General features: G+C 58.5%; 18 protein-coding genes. 2 read left to right on the top strand and 16 right to left on the bottom strand.

Annotated features, from left to right (window positions below; all coding sequences use genetic code 11):
* The 11 genes from DXB98_RS01075 to ftsH form a co-directional block, all read right to left on the bottom strand.
* Positions 1-378: a hypothetical protein gene (locus DXB98_RS01075; protein ID WP_022094590.1), complete on the bottom strand. Its 378-nt coding sequence runs from the start codon at positions 376-378 to the stop codon at positions 1-3.
* 1 nt (position 379) lies between these two features.
* Positions 380-958 carry a hypothetical protein gene (locus tag DXB98_RS01070; RefSeq protein WP_117735058.1) on the bottom strand — a complete coding sequence of 193 codons (579 nt, stop codon included), beginning with the start codon at positions 956-958 and terminating at the stop codon, positions 380-382.
* A 95-nt stretch (positions 959-1,053) separates the two neighbouring features.
* Positions 1,054-2,403, bottom strand: a complete 1,350-nt coding sequence (locus tag DXB98_RS01065) for a replication-associated recombination protein A (protein WP_199406626.1) — start codon at positions 2,401-2,403, stop codon at positions 1,054-1,056.
* A gap of 60 nt (positions 2,404-2,463) precedes the next feature.
* The gene (locus DXB98_RS01060) at positions 2,464-3,711 is read right to left on the bottom strand and encodes a deoxyguanosinetriphosphate triphosphohydrolase family protein (RefSeq protein WP_117742834.1); all 1,248 of its coding nucleotides are present in this window, start codon (positions 3,709-3,711) and stop codon (positions 2,464-2,466) included.
* 31 nt (positions 3,712-3,742) lie between these two features.
* Positions 3,743-4,168 carry a prepilin peptidase gene (locus DXB98_RS01055; RefSeq protein WP_117735055.1) on the bottom strand — a complete coding sequence of 142 codons (426 nt, stop codon included), beginning with the start codon at positions 4,166-4,168 and terminating at the stop codon, positions 3,743-3,745.
* A 78-nt stretch (positions 4,169-4,246) separates the two neighbouring features.
* Positions 4,247-5,542, bottom strand: coding sequence for a glycosyltransferase family 2 protein (locus DXB98_RS01050; protein ID WP_022094595.1), 1,296 nt, complete (start codon positions 5,540-5,542; stop codon positions 4,247-4,249).
* A gap of 82 nt (positions 5,543-5,624) precedes the next feature.
* Positions 5,625-6,638, bottom strand: a complete 1,014-nt coding sequence (locus DXB98_RS01045; protein ID WP_199407088.1) for an RluA family pseudouridine synthase — start codon at positions 6,636-6,638, stop codon at positions 5,625-5,627.
* Positions 6,638-7,237 (bottom strand): signal peptidase II, encoded by a 600-nt coding sequence (lspA, locus tag DXB98_RS01040; protein ID WP_233502182.1) that lies wholly within the window; start codon positions 7,235-7,237, stop codon positions 6,638-6,640. The genes DXB98_RS01045 and lspA overlap by 1 nt, the downstream gene beginning before the upstream one ends.
* Positions 7,238-7,477: 240 nt before the next feature.
* On the bottom strand, positions 7,478-10,255 hold the full coding sequence (gene ileS, locus DXB98_RS01035) for an isoleucine--tRNA ligase (RefSeq protein ID WP_369831380.1): 2,778 nt from the start codon (positions 10,253-10,255) through the stop codon (positions 7,478-7,480).
* A 562-nt stretch (positions 10,256-10,817) separates the two neighbouring features.
* Positions 10,818-11,273, bottom strand: a complete 456-nt coding sequence (locus tag DXB98_RS01030; RefSeq protein WP_117742831.1) for a DUF523 domain-containing protein — start codon at positions 11,271-11,273, stop codon at positions 10,818-10,820.
* An 81-nt stretch (positions 11,274-11,354) separates the two neighbouring features.
* The gene (gene ftsH, locus DXB98_RS01025) at positions 11,355-13,247 is read right to left on the bottom strand and encodes an ATP-dependent zinc metalloprotease FtsH (RefSeq protein ID WP_199407087.1); all 1,893 of its coding nucleotides are present in this window, start codon (positions 13,245-13,247) and stop codon (positions 11,355-11,357) included.
* 91 nt (positions 13,248-13,338) lie between these two features.
* On the opposite strand from ftsH, the gene DXB98_RS01020 reads away from it, so the two are divergent.
* Positions 13,339-13,824, top strand: coding sequence for a cob(I)yrinic acid a,c-diamide adenosyltransferase (locus DXB98_RS01020; RefSeq protein ID WP_117742829.1), 486 nt, complete (start codon positions 13,339-13,341; stop codon positions 13,822-13,824).
* 98 nt (positions 13,825-13,922) lie between these two features.
* Here DXB98_RS01020 and DXB98_RS01015 read toward each other — a convergent pair whose 3' ends face one another.
* The 5 genes from DXB98_RS01015 to thyA all read right to left on the bottom strand — a co-directional run bounded on the left by DXB98_RS01015 (position 13,923) and on the right by thyA (position 18,774).
* Positions 13,923-14,693 (bottom strand): transposase, encoded by a 771-nt coding sequence (locus tag DXB98_RS01015; RefSeq protein ID WP_117742828.1) that lies wholly within the window; start codon positions 14,691-14,693, stop codon positions 13,923-13,925.
* A gap of 205 nt (positions 14,694-14,898) precedes the next feature.
* Positions 14,899-16,248, bottom strand: coding sequence for an MATE family efflux transporter (locus tag DXB98_RS01010; protein WP_117742827.1), 1,350 nt, complete (start codon positions 16,246-16,248; stop codon positions 14,899-14,901).
* A gap of 125 nt (positions 16,249-16,373) precedes the next feature.
* Positions 16,374-17,288: an RNA methyltransferase gene (locus DXB98_RS01005; RefSeq protein ID WP_117742826.1), complete on the bottom strand. Its 915-nt coding sequence runs from the start codon at positions 17,286-17,288 to the stop codon at positions 16,374-16,376.
* Between the two features lie 109 nt (positions 17,289-17,397).
* The gene (locus tag DXB98_RS01000; RefSeq protein ID WP_117742825.1) at positions 17,398-17,916 is read right to left on the bottom strand and encodes a dihydrofolate reductase; all 519 of its coding nucleotides are present in this window, start codon (positions 17,914-17,916) and stop codon (positions 17,398-17,400) included.
* A 9-nt stretch (positions 17,917-17,925) separates the two neighbouring features.
* Complete coding sequence (thyA, locus tag DXB98_RS00995; RefSeq protein WP_117742824.1) at positions 17,926-18,774, bottom strand: thymidylate synthase; 849 nt, start codon at positions 18,772-18,774, stop codon at positions 17,926-17,928.
* 209 nt (positions 18,775-18,983) lie between these two features.
* Between thyA and DXB98_RS00990 the strand changes: the two genes are divergently transcribed.
* Positions 18,984-19,748: a NifB/NifX family molybdenum-iron cluster-binding protein gene (locus tag DXB98_RS00990; protein ID WP_117742823.1), complete on the top strand. Its 765-nt coding sequence runs from the start codon at positions 18,984-18,986 to the stop codon at positions 19,746-19,748.
* The last annotated feature ends 3 nt before the right edge of the window (positions 19,749-19,751 follow it).

Here is a 19,751-nt window from a genome sequence, read left to right as displayed (position 1 = left end):
TTAGATATCCGCCTTGAGGTCGAGGGAAAGCGTCAGGGGCGCCGCGGTCTTTTCGTAGGAGTCGCACACGCTTGCAAGGATGAGCTCGGCATACACCGCAGCCTGGTCGTCTTCATCGACAGTCGCCTGATCGCCAAAGGTAAAGGTCATGCCCACGTGCGATTCGTCGACATCGAATTTGATCGAGATATCGTCGGAATCAACAGCCGTGCAGCCAAAGATGAAGGCTTCCTCGGCAGCCATGCGGATGTCCTCGATGCGATCGACAGACATGGAGCACAGGGCACCAACGTTGGCCGCCGTCATGCGCACAAGGCGAGCGAGACGCGGGTCACCAGCAACGGTAAGCGTGATGGGGCAGGTTGCTTCGCTACTCATCTCAGGACTCCTCAGAGGTCTCGGCGGGCGTATAGGTGTAATACTGAGCCGGCCTGGCTACAGACTTGTGAGCCACATCTGCGCCATCGGCGGCCTCGTCCTCGCCAATTAGGACGCGCTCGGTGGGCTGCTCGGCCTCCGCAGCGGCAGCGGCGAGCTTGCGCTCGGCGTCAGCTGCAGGTGCCTTCACCTTATTGAACAGCTTCTGCACGGCACCGGCGGCAGAATCGGTCACGCTCGACACGGCGTTGCTGGCCTCGGCCATACTGCCCGTGACCTCGGAAATGTCGCGAACGACGGCCTCAACCTCAACGAGGTTGGACGTCAGGGCGTCAACGGCGGTCTTGCTCGACTTAAGCAGCGGCTCAATCTGGGCAAGTGCCGGTGTAAGCTCGTCGACAGCGCCATCGAGTTTTGCCACCACCGGCTGCGCCTCGGCGATAGTGTTGTTGAGGTCGGTTACGGTCTTATCGAGCGAGTCGACAACGGTGCGGGTCTTGCGCAGCGTGAGCGCGAGCTCAGCGATAGCCCACACGCCGGCAATGGCAAGCACCAGCAGGGCAATTTGAATGGGACTCATACAAGCCTCCCGGAAAAATCGAAATACAGACGCTGTTCATGGTACCCCAAAGAAGGGGAAAGATACCCAAAGGGAATGTGCGAGGTGCCAATGACCTACTTGGGCGCGTTACCGCTACGGTCACGTTCGCTTTGCTCCACACGCCACTCTTCCCAACCGCGGCCGGCAGGCTGCCAAAAGGCACCATGTTCCAGGCCGTCGGGCAAGTAGCGCTGATCGACCCAGCCTTCGGGATAATCGTGCGGATACTTGTAAACGCCGTACTCATCGCTACCAGGGCGATGGCGATCGCGTAGGTAACTGGGCACCTCGCGAAGACCACTGCTGTGGATATCGGCTAGCGCCGCATCGATCGAGGCCTCGCACGCATTGGACTTAGGCGCCAAGCACACATAGAGCGCAGCTTGTGCCAGGTTAATGCGACATTCAGGATAGCCAATAACTTCAGCAGATTTAAAGGCAGCATGCGCCACCAAAAGTGCCTGCGGATCGGCATTACCAACGTCCTCAGAAGCCTGAATCATAATGCGGCGGGCGATAAACTTAGGATCCTCACCCGCATCGATCATGCGCGCGAGCCAATAAATGGTGGCATCGGGGTCGCTGCCGCGCATGGACTTGATGAACGCACTGATAATGTCATAGTGCATGTCGCCGTTTTTGTCATACGAAAAACCGCGACGCGGATTGGCAATCTTCACGTCATCCACGGTAATGGGATAGCGCTCCCCCGCCGCAGGCGCTGGCGTTCCCTCGGTATCGGGACGCGTGACGGCAATCTCGCTCGCAAGCTCGAGCGTCGTGAGCGCCGAGCGAGCGTCGCCGGCGGCCAGCGTGCAGATGGTCTTAACCGTATCCTCATCGGCCGAGAACTTGCCGTTCAGACCCTGCGGCGCCTCGAGCGCACGCTCGATAAGCGTGGCGATATCCTCGTCTTTGAGGTGCTCAAGCTCCACCACGCGACCACGCGAGAGCAATGCCGAGTTGACCTCAAAGTACGGATTCTCCGTCGTGGCGCCGATCATAATGACGGTACGATTCTCGACTGCATGCAACAGGGCATCCTGCTGCGACTTGGAAAAGCGATGAATCTCGTCGATAAACAGGATGGTGCGACGGTCGTAGGTATTCAGGCGCGTCTTTGCCTCGTCAATCACGCGGCGCAGATCCTTCACAGTACCCGTGACGGCGCTGACCTCGACAAACTCGCTCTTGGTATGGTTGGCGATAATGTGGGCCAGCGTCGTCTTGCCCGTACCGGCCGGCCCGTACAGAATCACACTCGATAGCACGTCGTGCTCAATCGCGGCACGCAGCCATGAGCCCTTACCGACGGCCTTTTGCTGGCCCACGTAATCATCGAGCGAATTGGGGCGCATGCGCACCGCGAGCGGCGCATTTCTAAAGGAACGCTCGCGCGTCGAGGCAGAAAAAAGGTCGTCCATAGCCATCCCGTGCATCAATCAAAATCGTTGTTGACCAACAGTATACCGAAAGGATACGAACTACCGTTCGTTAATATAGGTGCGGTGCGGAAACTTTAAACCCGGGAACAGCTTGCTCGTGAGCTCGCAGAAATAACCGTCCGTCATGCTCGCGATGTAATCCACCACGGCTTGATCCTTGTCGTCCTGCCAGGCATACACGCGATCGTAGTAAGAAAGCTGCTGCTCAATGCGAGAAATGTGATGCTTAAAGATGTACGAAGACTCGTCGCCTTCGTTTATGTCCCGCAGGCAACGGCCGTAGAGCTTTTCGAAGGCCTCTCGCAGCTCCGCTTCGGAGTCGCCTTCGATACCGCCCTTGCTATAGATTTTCTCGTAGTTCTCGCGCTTGGCTCGGCGTATTTCCTCAAACAGGTCCTCGCTCATCTCGATGCGCGGCTTGCCATAGCTGTGCTCGACGATATCGATGGAAGCGTGCGTGAGGATCCAACTGTTGTAGGCACCGCCCCGGCCATCATCAAAAGCATCTGGCGAAAGCAGGCCCGCCGCGATCGCATCCTGACGGTCACGACCGACGTAGGCGAGGATGTCCGAAATGCGAACGACGCAGCCCTCGAGCGTCATGGGACGCAGGTGCTCAATAGCGCCATAGCCCGTGGCGATACAGTCCTCAACTGTCCGATCGAACTGGTCAAAGGAGCCCATATCCGACAATTCAAACACGCGCTGCTCGTACTCGCCGTTATGGCATAGCACGCCGTCGAGCGTCTGGAGCGATACGTTGCGGCCATACAGGGCATCGAGCACGCGCACCGACTGCACGTTATGGAAAAAGAAGCGGCCGGTGCGCTCGTGGTAAATATCGTTGAGGAATCGCTCACCGGCATGGCCAAAGGGCGTGTGCCCCAAGTCGTGGCCCAGGCCAATCGCCTCAATCAGATCACAGTTGAGCCCCAAGGCGCGGCCGATATCGCGTGCGATGCGCGAAACAAGCTGCACGTGCAAACCGCGACGTGACAGATCGTCATTGCTACGGAAACTAAAGACCTGCGTTTTGCCTGCATAACGGGTGTACGCCGGAAGATGAAGTATCTTTTCGGTATCGCGCATAAACGCTGGACGCATAAGCGTACCTTTGTCGGCGACACGATCAACACGACGAATGACCTGGTCGTCGTTGCAACGACACGGGTTGACATAGCCCGAAGCACGATCGGCGGCAATGCGCTCGACAAGTTCGGACGACAACGCCGAGGGAATACGGTCCATGCGCGCCTTTATGACGGCCGTTTCTTGATTAGTTGCCATGGCATGCTCCTTAAGAAGGATGCGCAATCGGTTACAATGTGCAGCCCACGACCTCGATTATGGCAAAAATCGGCACCAAAAACGGGAGCAATGGCAGGGAGCGCGATTTTGTGATGAGGCAGGAGAGGGCAAGGGCCAGGAGCGCGGCGGCAAATGCCACGATGCCACCCATAGGGTCGAGCGTGCAAAGCGCGAAGAGCGCCTTGGCATCTCCCATGCCGATGCCCGGGGTTTGGCGAAGACGACGCCAGAGGGACTCAGTCAGCACGAGAGCAAGATACATGATGACGGCTAGACCCGCGTGGTCAAGCGCTGTGCTCAAACCGAGATCGAGCCAAACGCCCGCAAACGCCGCCACCGCGCACACGCCGGCAAGCTCATTCGGGTACCGCCGCTCGCGGGCATCAACCACCGCACCGGCAAAGGCGCAGATCCAAAATGGGATATAGAACATCATGCACCTCCATGAACAGCTGCTCAAAAGCAAAAACCACCACAAAGGTGCCTGTCCCCTTTGTGGTGGTTTTGGTGGTGGTTATTTAGCGCCTTGCATGACCTCGTCGAGGGTAACGTTGACGGCGTGCTGCGTCGGGACCCAGTCGACCTTTAGGAACAGTGCGGCCACCGTGATGGGAATATAGCTGAACATAAAGATCGGGAAGGTAAACAGGTTGGTCACCAGGCGCCACTTTTGAGCGCAGTGAATGTGCTTGTACTCAAAGATGGTCGTGAGCAGCGCCAGGATAAAGAAGGTCTGGTACATCATCGCGAAGGTCATAATGAGCGAGGCGGCACAAGCCTGCATCTCGACTTCGGTAGCCAAGAAGCCGTGTGAGAGTCCACCCACGATAAGGAACGTCGCGTTGGCTAACATGGAAATCAGGGACAGAAGCATGCCCGGAGCGATGGTCATAAACATGTCATATGCGGCAAAGCGATGATAGCGGAAGGTCGACTTGACCAGGTGCTTCCCATACGTAAAGAACACCTGGTAAAAGCCCTTGGTCCAACGCATACGCTGCTTCCAGGATGCCTTGAACGTCACGGGCTGCTCGTCAAAGAACTCCGCCGGCGCATAGCCAATGCGGATGCCGTGAATGGCGCAGAACGTGGTGAACTGGATGTCCTCGGTCAGCGTATGGAACTGCCAACCGTGCATGCCCTCGATCACGCTCGCCGAGATAAGGTAGCCCGAACCCGAAACGGCACAGGAAGTCTTGCAGATATTACGTGCGTTATTGAGGAAACGCGCCTCGCGCAGGTACCAAGTGGCGTTGGCAGCCGAGATCCACGAGCTACCAAAGTTTTTGGAGTTGCGGTAGCTTGTGACCACATGGAAGCCCTGGTCAAAGGCGTCATTCATCTTGGAGACGTAATCGCGGGAGATAACGTTGTCGGCGTCGAAAATAAAGTAGCCCTCAAAGGTATCGGGATACTCGTTAAGAATGCGGTCAAAACCAAAGTCCATGACCCAGCTCTTACCCTTACGGGCCAGGTCGTTACGCTCATAGACGATGGCGCCAGCCTCGCGAGCGAGCTGCGCCGTGTTATCGGTGCAGGCATCGGCGACCACAAAGACCTCGATAAGCTCGGACGGATAGTCCTGGTCTTTGATGGAGCGCACGAGATTGGCAATTACCGCCTCCTCGTTATGCGCCGCAATGAAGAAGGCATAGCGATGGAGCTTTTTGGCCTTGGGAGGTGCAACCTCACCGCGCAGGGCGCCAATGACAAAGAAGACGACCTGGTACAGAAAGCAGACCGTGAGCAGCGTAACCACAATCTGGTTAAAGATCACGATGGGCGTGTTGGTTTGTAAAAAGGCGAGCATGCAGGCTCCCAGGAACGCGTTACGTAAACAACCGTATATCATACCGCAGGCTAGGGGCGTTCAAGAAACCACCTAATACTGACTAGGCTTCGAGAAGACCGAGCTGAGGAACGATCTCGTCGCCGGCAGCGGTGCGACCAAGCGAGCGCGGTGCCAGGTCGTCAAGAACCGCAGCGAGATCCCACGGCAGCTTATCGCGGCACTCAATGCGCTCCCCCGTCACGGGATGGTCGAATGCGACGCGCCAGGAATGCAGGAACTGCCTGGTCAGACCCTGATCGGCGCGTGCATCGCACTTGCCGTAGAGTGGATCGCCCACGCAGGCGTGGTTGATATGGCGCATATGCACGCGAATCTGATGCGTGCGGCCCGTAAACAGGTGGCACTCGACGAGCGTATAGCCGTCGTCAATACGCGTGGAATCGAAGCGCTCGAGGACCTTAAAGGTCGTAATGGCCTGACGCGCGAAAGGATCATCCGAAACCGCCATCTTGACACGGTCACGCGTAGAACGGGCAATGCCGGTGTTAATGGTGCCCTCATCCATAGCGATATGTCCGTGAACGAGCGTAATATAGCGGCGGTCGAGCGTGCGCGTACGGATAAGATTTTGGAGCGCGCGCTGGGTGTCGTCGTCCTTCGCCGCAAGCATAAGGCCCGAAGTGTCGCGATCCAGGCGATGCACGATGCCGGGGCGATCCTCGCCCTGCACGGTGCCCAGATGGTCGATGCCGCAGTGATAGACCAGGGCATTCGCGAGCGTATCGCTCTCATGACCATGCGCAGGATGGCACACCAGGCCGCGCTGCTTGGAGAGCACAATGAGATAGTCGTCCTCGTAGCGAATATCGATGGGAATGGCCTCGGGAATCACGTCGGCCGGGTCGTGCGGCTCGAGCAAATCGACCGAAATGCGGTCGCCGGCTCGCACGGCGTACTTTTTGGAGAGACAGGTCTCGCCGTTGACGGCAACGGCACCGCCCTCGATCAGATGCGCGCAGGCAGAGCGCGTAGGGCAGCCGTCATTGGCACCCAGATAGGCATCAAGACGCTGACCAGCGGAATCGTCAGCAACAAGAATATGAATGTCGGCCATTATCGCTCATTCCTATCGCGAATCTTGCGGGCACGCTCCCCACGCTGCTTGGCTTTGCGCTTGGCGCGGGCCTCATCACGGGCGTTGAGCTCGGCGGTCGCATCGACCTCGCGAGCGGCGGGGCTCAAGAACATGTAGCCGATGAGCGCCAGCACGACACCGACCGTAATGCCGATATCGGCAACGTTAAAGACGGGGAAATCGATGAAGGTGGTGGCAATAAAATCGGTCACGAACCCAAAGGCGAGACGGTCGATCACGTTGCCGACGGCACCGCCCGCGACCATAGCCATACCAACGACCTCCAGGCGAGCAAGCTGAGGCGCACGAACCAAGTACACGGCAATGGCGGCAATGACCGCAAGCGCCAGCATAGCGAACGCAACGCCATGGCCCTCGCCCATGCTAAACGCAGCTCCGATATTGCGAACAAACACAAAATCGATCACGCCAGGGATAACGGTCATATGCAGGGCATCGCCCACGGCACGAACCGCAAGCTTGGTCAGCTGGTCAACAAGTAGCACAACCAGCGCCACCCCACCAGCAATACCCAGCCGCCAACGCAAAGACGGCGCCATATCCGCAGTACGACCCAAATCAATCCCCTACCCTCAAGAACATCGAATTACGTTTAACGCAAATCAATATCTTATATTGACCAGCAACGAAATAGCCGATGATTCGTTACCGACAGCGAAAACCCGCCAGAGCGAGCAAGGTGCCTTGAAACAAGGCGGCATTGACCTTCTGGTCATGCCGCCGAAGTTGAAAGGCAGATTGCCGCTCTGGCGGGTTTGCAGCGTCAACTGGTTACGCGGTTTGGTAAAACCGCGTAACTAAAGAGCTTCGGCACAACGCTTGCAGATGTGCGCGTGGCCGTTGTACTCGCCGACCGTGGTGCGGTAGTTCCAGCAACGGTCGCAGCACTCGCCTTCGGCAGCCTCGATGGCAACGGAAAGCTCCTCGCCCTGGGTCAGCTCAACATCGGAGACGATGTAGAACTCGGCCAAGTCGACAGCCTTATCACCGGTCAGCAGCGCATACATCTCGGCGGGAACGACCGCCTTGACGCGGACCTGCTGGCTCTTGGTGAAGGTGCCGGCGGAGCGGGCATCCTCAAGGGCCTTGGTCACGGCGCCACGGAGCTCGAGCGAAGCCTCAAGCACGCCCTCAAACTCGTTGGCCTCGTCGACCGTGATGGGCGACTTGTACCAATCGAGCAGCGCAGCGTACTTCTGGTGATCGACGCAGCCAGCAGGCGCATAGGCCATGGCCTCGTCGACGGTGTAGGACAGGATCGGCTGCAGGTCGCGCATGAGCATCGAGAAGAGCTCGGCCAGCACGGTCTGGGCGCTGCGACGCTCGAGCGAGCCGGGCTTGTCGCAGTACAGACGGTCCTTCAGGGCGTCAAGGTACACGTTGGAAAGCTCGGTAACCACAAAGTCGTAGAGCGCACGGTAGGCGCGCGGGAACTCGTAGCTGGCGTAGGCATCGTCGACCTCGGCCTGGACCTGGGTCAGGCGGGCAACCATGAGCTTGTCGAGCGGCAGCAGATCGGCAAAGGCGACACCGTCGGTCTCGGGCTCAAACTGACCCTCGAGCTCGGAGAGCAGGAAGCGCAGCGTGTTGCGGAAACGACGGTAGGCATCGGACGTACGAGCAAGGATCTCGTGGTCGATGGAAACGTCGGAGCTGGTGTCGACGGAGGCAACCCACAGGCGGATGATGTCGGCGCCCATCTCGTCACAGACCTTATTGGGGTCGATGACATTACCGAGCGACTTGGACATCTTGCGGCCCTGGCCGTCGAGCGTGAAGCCCTGCGAGACGACCGCCTTGTAGGGAGCGTGGCCGTTGGCACCCACCGAGGTGAGCAGCGAGCTCTGGAACCAACCGCGGTGCTGGTCGGAACCCTCAAGATACACGTCCGCCGGGTACTCCAGCTCGGGACGGTACTCGCAGACGGCCTTCCAGGAGACGCCGGAATCCCACCACACGTCGAGGATGTCCTTATCGGCCTTGAGGTGATGGCCGCCGCACTTGGGGCAGACGCAGGCCTCGCCAAGGTAACTCTCGGGAGCGTCGGTGAACCAGGCGTCGGAGCCCTTCTCGTGGAAGAGCTTGATGACGGCGTCGAGCGTGGCGTCGTTCATGACCTTCTCGCCGCAGTCGGCGCAGGTGTAGCTGGGGATAGGCACGCCCCAGTTGCGCTGACGGCTGATGCACCAGTCGGGACGCTGCTCGACCATGGCGCCGATGCGGTTGGCGGCGTGCGCCGGATACCACTTGACGTTCTCGCGAACCTCCTTGCCAGCCTGCTCACGCAAACCGGTCTTGTCCATAGAGACAAACCACTGGTCAGTAGCACGGAAGAGCACCGGGTGCTTGCAGCGCCAGCAGTGCGGATAGCTGTGCGTGATCTTCTTCTCGAGGACCAGGGTGCCGCGCTCGCGCAGGAACTCGATGATATGCGGGTTGGCCTCATCGGTATCCATACCGCTGAAGGGGCCACCGGTGCCAAACTCCTCGCCGGTGTAGAACTTGCCGTCGTCATCGACCGGCATGCAGATGTCGGTGATGCCCTCCTTGAGGCAGGCAAAGTAGTCGTCGACGCCGTGGCCGGGCGAGTTGTGGACGATACCGGTACCGTCATCGACACCGACGTAATCGGCCAGCAGCGCCACACCCTCGACACCGTCAAAGATCGGCTGCTTGTAGTGGATGTGGTGGAAGGTCTCGGCGGGAACCACATAGGGCTTGCCGTCGACCATAACCGGGGTGTACTCCCAGCCAAACTCCTCGCAGCACTTGGGAGCCAGGTCCTCGAGCATGACCTCGGCGCGGCCGTCGTGCTCAACGGCGACGTAAGCGGCGCCGGGCTTGAGGGAAACTGCCTGGTCGGAGGGAATGGTCCACGGCGTGGTCGTCCAGATGATGAAGTCAACCGGGCCGTCGAAGTTCTCGAGGCCGGCGGGCTTGGAGGTCATCTCGAAGCGCACGAAGATGGACGGGCTCGTCTCGTCGGAGTACTCGATCTCGGCCTCGGCCAGCGCGGTATGGCAATGCTTGCACCAGTGAACCGGCTTGTGGCCGCGATAGATCATGCCTTTGTCGAACATGGCCTTAAAGACCTCGATGTCGGCGGCATCGTGCTGGTGATAAAGCGTCAGGTAGGGGTTGTCCCAGTCGCCAAGCACGCCCAGACGACGGAAGCCGGCCTTCTGCAGCTCGATGTTCTCGACAGCGAACTTGTTGCAAAGCTCGCGGATCTTAGCCGTGGAGGTCTGGTTGAACTTCTCGGTGCCGAGCTTCTCCTCGACCTTGTGCTCAATCGGCTGACCGTGGCAGTCCCAACCGGGGACATAGGGAACTTCGCAGCCCTGCATCATCCAGTAACGGTTGATCATGTCCTTGGAGATCTTGTTCATCGCGTGGCCGATGTGGATCGGGCCGTTGGCGTACGGAGGGCCGTCGTGCAGCACGAACTTCTTGTGACCCTCGTTCTTCTTTAGAACTTGCTCGTAGACCTTGTTGTCCTGCCAGTCCTTGAGTCGCTTGGGCTCGGACTTGGAAAGACCGGCACGCATGGGAAATCCGGTTTTGGGCAGATTCATCGTCTGCTTGTACTCGTTTGCCACGGTACCCCTTTCATGTCGTGGGCGCGCACGCCCTCTGGGCACCAAAAAAGCGCCCGTCCCTACAAGCTGGGACGAAGCGCCACAAAACAGGCAGTCTGCCCGTAAAAGCTCTTCGCTTAACCACCCAGCTTAGATGCCCTCGCCCGCGTATTCGCGCGCTCGCATCCGTTACTCGGCTGGCCTATATCGACGACCATCTCGGCGATGTCTACTAAGACGAACCTGCGCGGCACGTCCGTTGGGACCGCAGCTCCGGGGTGATTTTCATCGGTCGCATGCACGGGTTCTCAGCGCTCCCCGCTCTCTGTAGCATGCGGACGGCCGACTACTCGTCCCCATCAACGCTTATGCGGAGTATGCTAGCACGTTCCGCGCCAGCGAAAAACCCTCAACACTGGTTTTATACGTTCGAATAATCTCGCGGCTGTGGACTTTCTCTTGGAGCAAAATACCGGGCAGCCAACGCCTACGGTCACACGCTCCTCGCCTAACCTACCAAAACCACCACAAAGGGGACAGGCACCTTTGTGGTGGTTTTTTATTGCTCCAGCATGCTGGGGTCGAACTCGCTAGCCGGAATCACGCGATAACCGTGGCGCAGCAGTAGATCGACGAAGACACCGTTGCCCGCGATGAGCGTACCGCTAAAGGTTCCATCATAGATACGACCCGCGCCACACGAGGGACTGCGGTCCTGAAGGAAGCACGCAGCGATCTCGGACGGGCCGCCAAAGTGCTCGCACATATCGAGCGCACGCTGGGCACCTAGACGAAACTCGCGATCGACCGAGGTGCCCTCGCAGGTGCGGACCTCACCGTCCACAATCTCGGACGGCTTGCGCGGCGTAGGCAGACCGCCAAAAACCTCAGGGCACACCAGCAGGACCTCGGTCCCCGTACGTTCGCAAGCCTCGACCAGCTCGCGATGGTAATTGTCAAGCCCGTTATATTTACAGTTCTCGCCCATCAAGCAGGCGCTCACCACGATCTTCATTTCCATCCCTCTCAAGCAAAACGCCCCATTTGAGAAAGCTGCTCAAATGGGGCGTCGGCGATCACTGGCTCGGCCGCGGCTTTACTGCTGCTTTGGCATCAGCGGATTCTCACGCATGAGGAGGTTCATGAACTCCTCACCCGTAATCGTCTCCTTCTTGTACAGATAACGAGCCAGCTCGTGAAGCTTAAACTTGTTCTCCTTGAGGATCTGCAGGGCGCGATCATGCGCATCCTCGATCAGCTTGGCGACAATCGCGTCCACGCGCTCGGCCGTACCGGGGGCGCAAGTGAGCGACGTGTCCTGGTTGAGATACGCGTTCTGAACGGTACCGAGCGCCATCATGCCAAACTCATCGGACATACCAAAACGCGTCACCATGTTGCGGGCGAGCTTGGTGGCCTGCTCGATATCGTTGGCCGCGCCGGTCGTCATCTCACCAAAGATGAGCTCCTCGGCAGCACGTCCTCCGCAGTAGACAGCGAGCTTGTCGAGCACCTCCTGGCGCGTGGTCAGAAAACGCTCGTCCTCCTCGACCTGCATGGTATAGCCAAGAGCACCGCTCGTGCGCGGCACGATGGTGATCTTGGTGACCGGAGCAGAGCCCTTTTGGCGGGCAGCGACGATGGCATGGCCAATCTCGTGGTAGGAAACAACCTGCTTCTCGTGGTCGGACAGCACCGTGGACTTACGCTGCTGGCCGGCGATAACGACCTCCACCGACTCCTCGAAGTCGTCCTGGGTTGCACGCTTTCGACCCTCGCGAACGGCGCGCAGAGCGCCCTCGTTGATGATATTGGCCAGGTCGGCGCCCGAGGCACCGGGTGTGGCGCGGGCAATCGCGGTCAGATCGATCGGCGGCTGAGTCTTCACGCTCTTGGCGTGGAGCTCGAGGATGTTCTTACGGCCGGTCAGGTCGGGCAGCTCGACGGGAATGCGGCGGTCAAAACGGCCGGGGCGCAGCAAGGCCGGATCGAGGCTGTCGGGGCGGTTGGTGGCAGCAAGGACGACAATACCCTTGTGGTTATCGAAGCCGTCCATCTCGGTCAGCAACTGGTTGAGCGTCTGCTCGCGCTCGTCGTTGCCGCTAAAGCCGCCGCCATCGCGCTTCTTACCGATGGTATCGATCTCATCGATAAAGACGATACACGGGGCCTTTTCCTTTGCCTGCTTAAACAGGTCACGCACCTTAGCAGCGCCGCGACCAACAAACATCTCAACGAACTCAGAGCCCGAAATGCTAAAGAACGGCACGCCCGCCTCGCCGGCAACAGCCTTGGCAAGCAGGGTCTTACCGGTACCCGGAGGGCCAACAAGAAGAGCGCCGCGCGGCAGCTTGGCGCCGATCTCCTCGTAGCGCTGCGGCTTCTCCAGAAAGTCGACGACCTCCTTGAGGGACTCCTTGGCCTCTTCCTGGCCGGCGACGTCCTTAAAGGTCACGCCCACGTCCTTGGAGGCGATCACGCGCGCGCCGGACTTACCCAGTCCGCCGCCGCCAAAACCGCCGCCGCCAAAGTTCATCGACGGACCGTCATCGCCCATGGCCTTCTTCATGCGGCGGTTGAGCCACCAGCCAATCAGGAAGAAAATCGCCATGGGAAGAATGAGGGTGAGCAGGTAGTAGGTCATCAAACCCGAGTTTTTATCGGGAACGACCGACTCAAGCGAGGCGCCAGATTCAAGCACGCGATCGGTAAAGCCCGCGTCATTCGGCACACCGGTCGTCTTGTAGGCGATGTTCTCGTCCTCGCCCTTCTTGGTGTAATAAATCGAGTAATCGTCCGTGTTGTACTCGACCTTGTCAACGCTCTTCTTATCGAGCGCTTTGACAAACGTCGAGTAATCGGTCTTCGTAATCTGCTGCGTGTGACCGATGTTGGGGAACAGAACGGTCGAGAGCACGAGGTAGACGACGAAGGCGATGAGCACGTAGAGGATCATATTCCGTCTACGTTTGTTGTCATCCATCTCCATCTGCTTGAACTCCATCTACTGGGGTTGATAATGTTTTTAGAATACCCAACCCGGACGGCGATAAACCGACGCCGGGCACGAAAGGACAGAGATGGCATCACTGGAAGTCGGCAAGGTTCAAATCTATACGGGCGACGGCAAGGGCAAGACAACGGCTGCGTTGGGGCTCGCCTTGCGCGCGACGGGCTACGGACTTAACGTGCTTATGCTGCAGTTTGCGAAGAAGCTGCACTGCGCCGAGCATGATGCGGCGCCCCGTTTGGGTCTGCGCATCGTACAAGCCGACCGCGACACGCCCGAAGCCTGTGCCGCACAAATCATAGAGCTGGCGCGCGAGCAGATTAGCCAGGTCGACGTGTTGATCTTGGATGAGCTGGGAGAAGCCATGCGGCGGGGCTTTGTGACGCGCAAAGATGTCGAAGCGCTGATCGCGATGAAGCCCGACACCACGGAGCTCGTACTGACCGGCCGAGGCTTGCTGCCCCTCGCCGACCTTGCCGATCTGGTAACCGAAATGCGCCCTGTCAAACACTACTTCGACGAAGGCCTCCTAGCCCGCCAAGGCATCGAATACTAATTCGGCACTTAGGGACGTTCCCTTTCTGCCGGCAGTTGGGGACGTTCCTTTTCTGCCGGCAGTTGGAGACGCTCCTGCGCCGTCACCAATCCAGTAACCTAAATCTTCTTCCAACCTGCCGTACCAGAAACAACTGACGTACGACCGATGCCAACGACCCTCACTATTTGATTAATCGTGAGACCCGCTCTTCTCATTTTGCAGAGAATGGGCTTTCGCTCAGATGGCTTCAAGGAAACAAGCTCGGGAAGTGATATAGGGGCGGCAACGCTTTTGGCGACCTCAAGAGCCTCATCATCCAGAATGCGCGGTCGAGGCTCAGCATCGTAGGGCGCTTGGTCAATTCGATCGGCAAGATAGTGCCGATACTCAAGAGATCCACCCACGAGATCCAAAACAATCCCGGGGTCACAAAATCCAAATCCATCATAGCCGTAAGCGTATGCTCGGTAACTGGACCAACGATATGTATCAACGGCGGAAATGCCCGCCTTGACCGGGTTCATATGAATATAGTCAGCAAGCGAAATTGCTTGCACGTCATTCTCGACCGGAATATTAGTAAATCTATCTTGGAACAAGTGCCCAACTCGGTCTGTTTTGCGATTGAAATACATCGCATACGACGTAAGAACGCCACTCATGCACGAAGATATATTTCCATGAGGATCGTCGACCATAAGATGAAAATGATTCGACATGAGACACCATGCGGTAACGCCAACGCCATTACCGACAAGTTTACCCTCGAACAGTGTAAGCATCCGATAGCGATCTTCATCGTCTTCGAAGATGCAAATGCCGCCATTTCCACGCGCGATAATGTGGTTATAGCCCGTTAACGAAACGACTCGACCAGTTCTTGGCATATCGCCCTCCCATCAAAAACCCACCGGGCAACATCTGATAGGCGCGGACGATCTAATTTGCTGAGCCCGTTTTGACAGTTTACAAGGGCACGGCAAACAGAGTCTCCGAAAAAGGCGAAATTGCTTCACAAGGAGTGTCCCAAAGTGCCGGCAGAAAAGGAGCGTCCCTTTGTGCCGGCAGAAAAGGAACGTCCCCAAGTGCCGGCTAGGCGGTGGCGCGGCCTAGCCAATTGCCGCTGTGGTGGTAGATGGTGAACATCGTGGCCGTGATGAGCCAGGTTACGGGGTAGACCAGCAGTAGATGCTCGAGCGACGGATCGAAGGGCATGATTGCAAACACCCAGATCACCCTGAGCACCACCGTACCAAAGATGGTGAGAACCATGGGCTGGAAGCTCACGCCGGCGCCGCGGATGGAGCCCGACGCGTTCTCGATAATCGAGAAGATCGCGTAGAACGGTGCAATGAAATGGATGATGGTCGTGGTGTAACCCGAAATCGAAGCATCATCGACAAACAGGCGCGACAGGGGACCCGAGAACACCAACAGTACACCGGACAGACCGCCGATGAGCAAAAACGACAGCACGAGCGACGTGTGGTAGCCCTTGCGCATGCGCTCGTAATTGCGCGCGCCAAAGTTCTGCGCCGAGAACGTGGTGATGGATACGCCGAGCGCCTCGGTCACCATCCAGATGATGCCGTCGAGACGGCCCGAAAGACCCCACGCCGTCGTAACATCGGCACCAAACGAGTTGACCGATACCTGAATCAGAACGTTGGAAATCGAATACGCCGCCGATTGAAAACCCAGCGGCAAACCGCACGAAAGCATGCTCTTGCAAATACCGCGATCGATGCCGAGCTTGGATATCGACAAACGCCATGCGCCCGGAGCACGCATCATGCGAATCACAATCATCGTGGCATTAGAGCAAATGGTCAGTGCCACCGCGATACCACAGCCCAAGGCCTCCAAATGCAGCACGGCAACAAAAATGATATCGAGCACCACGTTCACGAGGCAGCCGGAAGCAATAATCACGGCAGGGCCACGCGTATCGCCCACGGCACGCAGCAGCGCGGTACCCATATTGAGCAGCAGCGCCGCAAACATGGCGGCAAAATAGCAGCGAGCATAGGCTACGCCCTCGGCGAGAAGCTCGTGCGGCGTATTCATCAAAACGAGCATGGGCTCGACAAGCACTATGCCAAGAATGGAAACGACGATACCGCCCACGAGCGCAAGCGTCATGGCTGTATGGATCGAACGGCTCAAGCGCTCGTCATCGTGCTGGCCAAAAAACTGCCCCGTGATAACGGCGCAACCGGCGCCAACGCCAACGCAAAAACCAATGCAGAGCTCCGTGAGCACCATCGTGGCTTGAATGCCGCCCAGCGCAAGCTTGCCGCCAAACTGACCGACGATATAGGTGCCGATAAGCGTGTAAGCCTGCTGAAAAAACGAACTAAAAAAGATGGGAACGCACAGCGACAGCAATTGCTGCCAAATGACACCTTGCGTTACATCGATAGCCGTAGATTTCTTAGCCACACGCCCTCCCCACTCGTATACGTCAAACAACAAAACAGCAATTTAAAACCAAAGCCAAAACCAGCTTAGCACCGACTAGCGGCGACCGAAACGCCCCGAATCAGAGCGCGGTGCAGAATATCTGCCTAGTGATACAAACCCGGCTGGTAGTGGTACTCGTTGCTCACGTGCGGGCACAGCTGCCAAAAGGCGACGGCGCTCGCCGCGGCCACGTTGAGCGAATCGACCCCGTGCGCCATCGGAATGCGCACGGCTCGGTCGCAGCCGGCAATGGTCTTGGCGCCCAAGCCGGCACCCTCAGTACCCATAAAAATCGCCAGACGGTCAATCTCGCGCAGCGCAGGGTCGTCCAGCGAAACGGAGTCATCCGTCAGCGCCATGGCGGCACAGGAAAACCCGGCATTGTGCAGCGCCGCCAGGCCATCATGCGGCCATACGCGCGCCTCGCTGCCAATACGAGTCCACGGCACCTGAAACACCGTGCCCATGCTCACACGGGCGGAACGACGATACAGCGGATCGCAGCACGTAGGGCTCACCAGAATACCGTCGACATTGAGCGCGGCGGCCGAGCGAAAAATCGCGCCAACATTGGTGTGATCAACAATGCCCTCAAGCACGCACACGCGCACCGGACGCTCCCCTGCCGCCTCAGCGACGCCGCCGAGAAACTCATCGACCGAAATCTGCCGCGGGCGACGAAACGCCGCCAGCGCGCCGCGCGTCACATTAAAGCCCGTCAGCTGCTCCATGAGCTCCATCGAGGCCACGAACACCGGAACAGGACCCGCTCCCTCGCGCACGACCAGACGCTCAAACAGCGGCATCATCTGATCGAGCCAGCGCTCGCCCAAAAGAAAACTCACCGGGTCGTAGCCGGCGCGTACCGCACGCTCGATGACCTTGGCGCTCTCTGCGATAAAGATGCCCTTTTGCGGCTCCAGCACGCAACGTAGCTCACGCTCCGTCAGTCGCACGTAGGCATCGAGCCTCTCGTCCTCGAGCGAATCGATTCGCAGCACCTCAACGGCATCAGTCATAGTAGCCAGCCCGCACCTTTCTTTGCAGCACCTATACAAATATCGGGGCAACGCCATGCGCCGCCCCGTCATTCATTTCATCCCGATAATACCGAAGGGATAATCGGTTTTACGCCTCGATGCGACGATACGTCACGAACTCATAATCGACGCCCTCGTCACCCTCACCGGCGGCAATCGTTGCGACCCCGCTACGCTGCGCAATCTCCCACGCCGGATCGGTTCCCAAATCGGGAAAGTACGTATCCACGACATGCACGCAATGGTTGTGCGTGACCTCGGCCTCTGCGCAATACGGCAAAAACTGCCGATAGACATCGCCGCCACCAATCACCCACGCAACGGGCTCATCGGCAACCGCAGCGAGCGCCTCATCAATACTGTGCACCACATCGACGTCCTCGGGAGCAAAGTCCACGTCGCGCGTGAGCACGATATTGCGGCGGTTCTTGAGCGGACGCCCCCCGGGAAAACTCAGCAGCGTCTTGCGTCCCATGATGACCGGACAGCCTTTGGTGCACGCAACAAAATGGCGCATGTCGGCGCGATTGGACACTACCATGTCGCCCTCGCAGCCAATGCCCCAGTCGTCACACACGGCGACGATGGCAGAAAGCTTACACGTCATAAGCGCCACCTACACCGCAATAGGAATGTTCTTGACCTGCGGACCGTGCTCATAGCCCTCGACGATCAGATCATCGGTCGTAAACGCGTAGAAATCATGCACGTCGGGGCTCAGCGTTACCCTAGGCGCCGCAAACTGCGGACGCTCGATAAGCTCGCGGACAATATCGACATGACGGTCGTAAATGTGAGCATCGGCAATCACGTGCAGCAGCTCGCCGGGAATCATATCGACGGACTGCGCAACCATCATGAGCAGAATGGCGTACTGGCACACGTTCCAGTTGTTCGCGGCCAAAATGTCCTGGCTGCGCTGGTTGAGAATCATGTTGAGCGTCGGTTTGTCATCCTGCGGGCGCTGCGTCACGTTATATGTCACGCTGTAGGCGCACGGATACAGGTGCATCTCGGACAGGTCGCTGAACACATAGGTGTTCGTCATGATACGACGGCTATACGGCGTATGCTTAAGGTCGTACAGCACGCGGTCCATCTGGTCAAAGTCGCCCTCGGCATAATGGCTCTTCTGGCCAATCTGGTATCCGTAGGCCTTACCGATGGAGCCGGTCTCGTCAGCCCACTCGTCCCAAATATGGCTGTGGAGGTCATGGACGTTATTGGACTTTTTTTGATAGATCCACAGAATCTCGTCCATGGCAGACTTAAGCGCCGTGCGGCGCAGCGTGAGCGCGGGGAACTCCTCGCGCAGGTCGTAGCGCGCCGTAACGCCAAAGTTTTTAATGGTATAGGCAGGGGTGCCGTCCTCCCACACCGGACGGACCTTTTGGCCCTCGGTGGTGGTGCCATGGTCCAAGATATCGCGGCACATGGCTACAAACTGTTGATCAGCTTTGCTCATTGACCCTCCTGTCAGTCGCCTATAAGCAATTTTTATTGTAGCCCAGGCGCACAGCATCGGATGGGACACTTGGGCCGGCACACGCAATGCACGGCAGCTCACTCTCAGTCGCAACGGCTTTGCCTTTTTCTGACATATGCCAAAAATGCCTTGCGCTGGTCCGCAGATGCGCTATCCTATTTTTGACATATGTCAGATTTGGAGTGTATATGGCAGGAAGACGCGAGAAACTGCGCCGCGTCGGGATCATCCCCGAATACCGCGGCTTTACCCCCGATGGCCTTGCCAGCGGAGACGCCATCGACATGACGGTCGACGAGCTCGAGGTGCTGCGGCTGTGCGACCTGGAAGGCCTCAATCAGGAGGCTGTCGCCCAACACATGGGCATCGCTCGTGCCACCGTGGCGGCCATCTGCAGCCGCGCGCATCGCAAGGTGGCAAACGCGCTGGTCAACGGGCGCGCGCTGAGTATCAAAGGTGGCAACATCGCGTACTCCCCCATTACCACGACGACGGCCGCATGGCCAGCAAAGGAGGTTGACACTATGAGGGTGGCAACGACGTACGACAACGGCAACATCTTTATGCACTTTGGCCGCAGCGAGCAGTTCAAGATCTACGACATCCAGGACGGCGAGGTGATCGACAGGCAGGTCGTGGGCACCGGTGGCACCGGTCATGGCGCGCTGGCGGGTCTGCTCGCCAACGGCGGCGTCGACACGCTCATCTGCGGCGGCATCGGCGGTGGCGCTATCAACGCGCTTGCTCAAGCCGGCATCACCGTCTATGCGGGAGCCCAGGGCAGCTGCGATGCGTGCGTCGAAGCCCTTATCGCTGGCACGCTCGCACAGAACGGCGAGGCCACGTGCGGCTGCCACGGCCATGACCACGAGCATTCCCATGAGCATGGCGAGTCCTGTGGCTGCCACGGCCATCACGAGCACGAGGGCCATGAGAGCTGCGGCTGCCACTAGCGG

The sequence above is a fragment of the Collinsella sp. OM07-12 genome (genome assembly GCF_003438275.1).
Taxonomy (GTDB): domain Bacteria; phylum Actinomycetota; class Coriobacteriia; order Coriobacteriales; family Coriobacteriaceae; genus Collinsella.
This window is presented reverse-complemented; position numbering and strand designations above follow the sequence as displayed.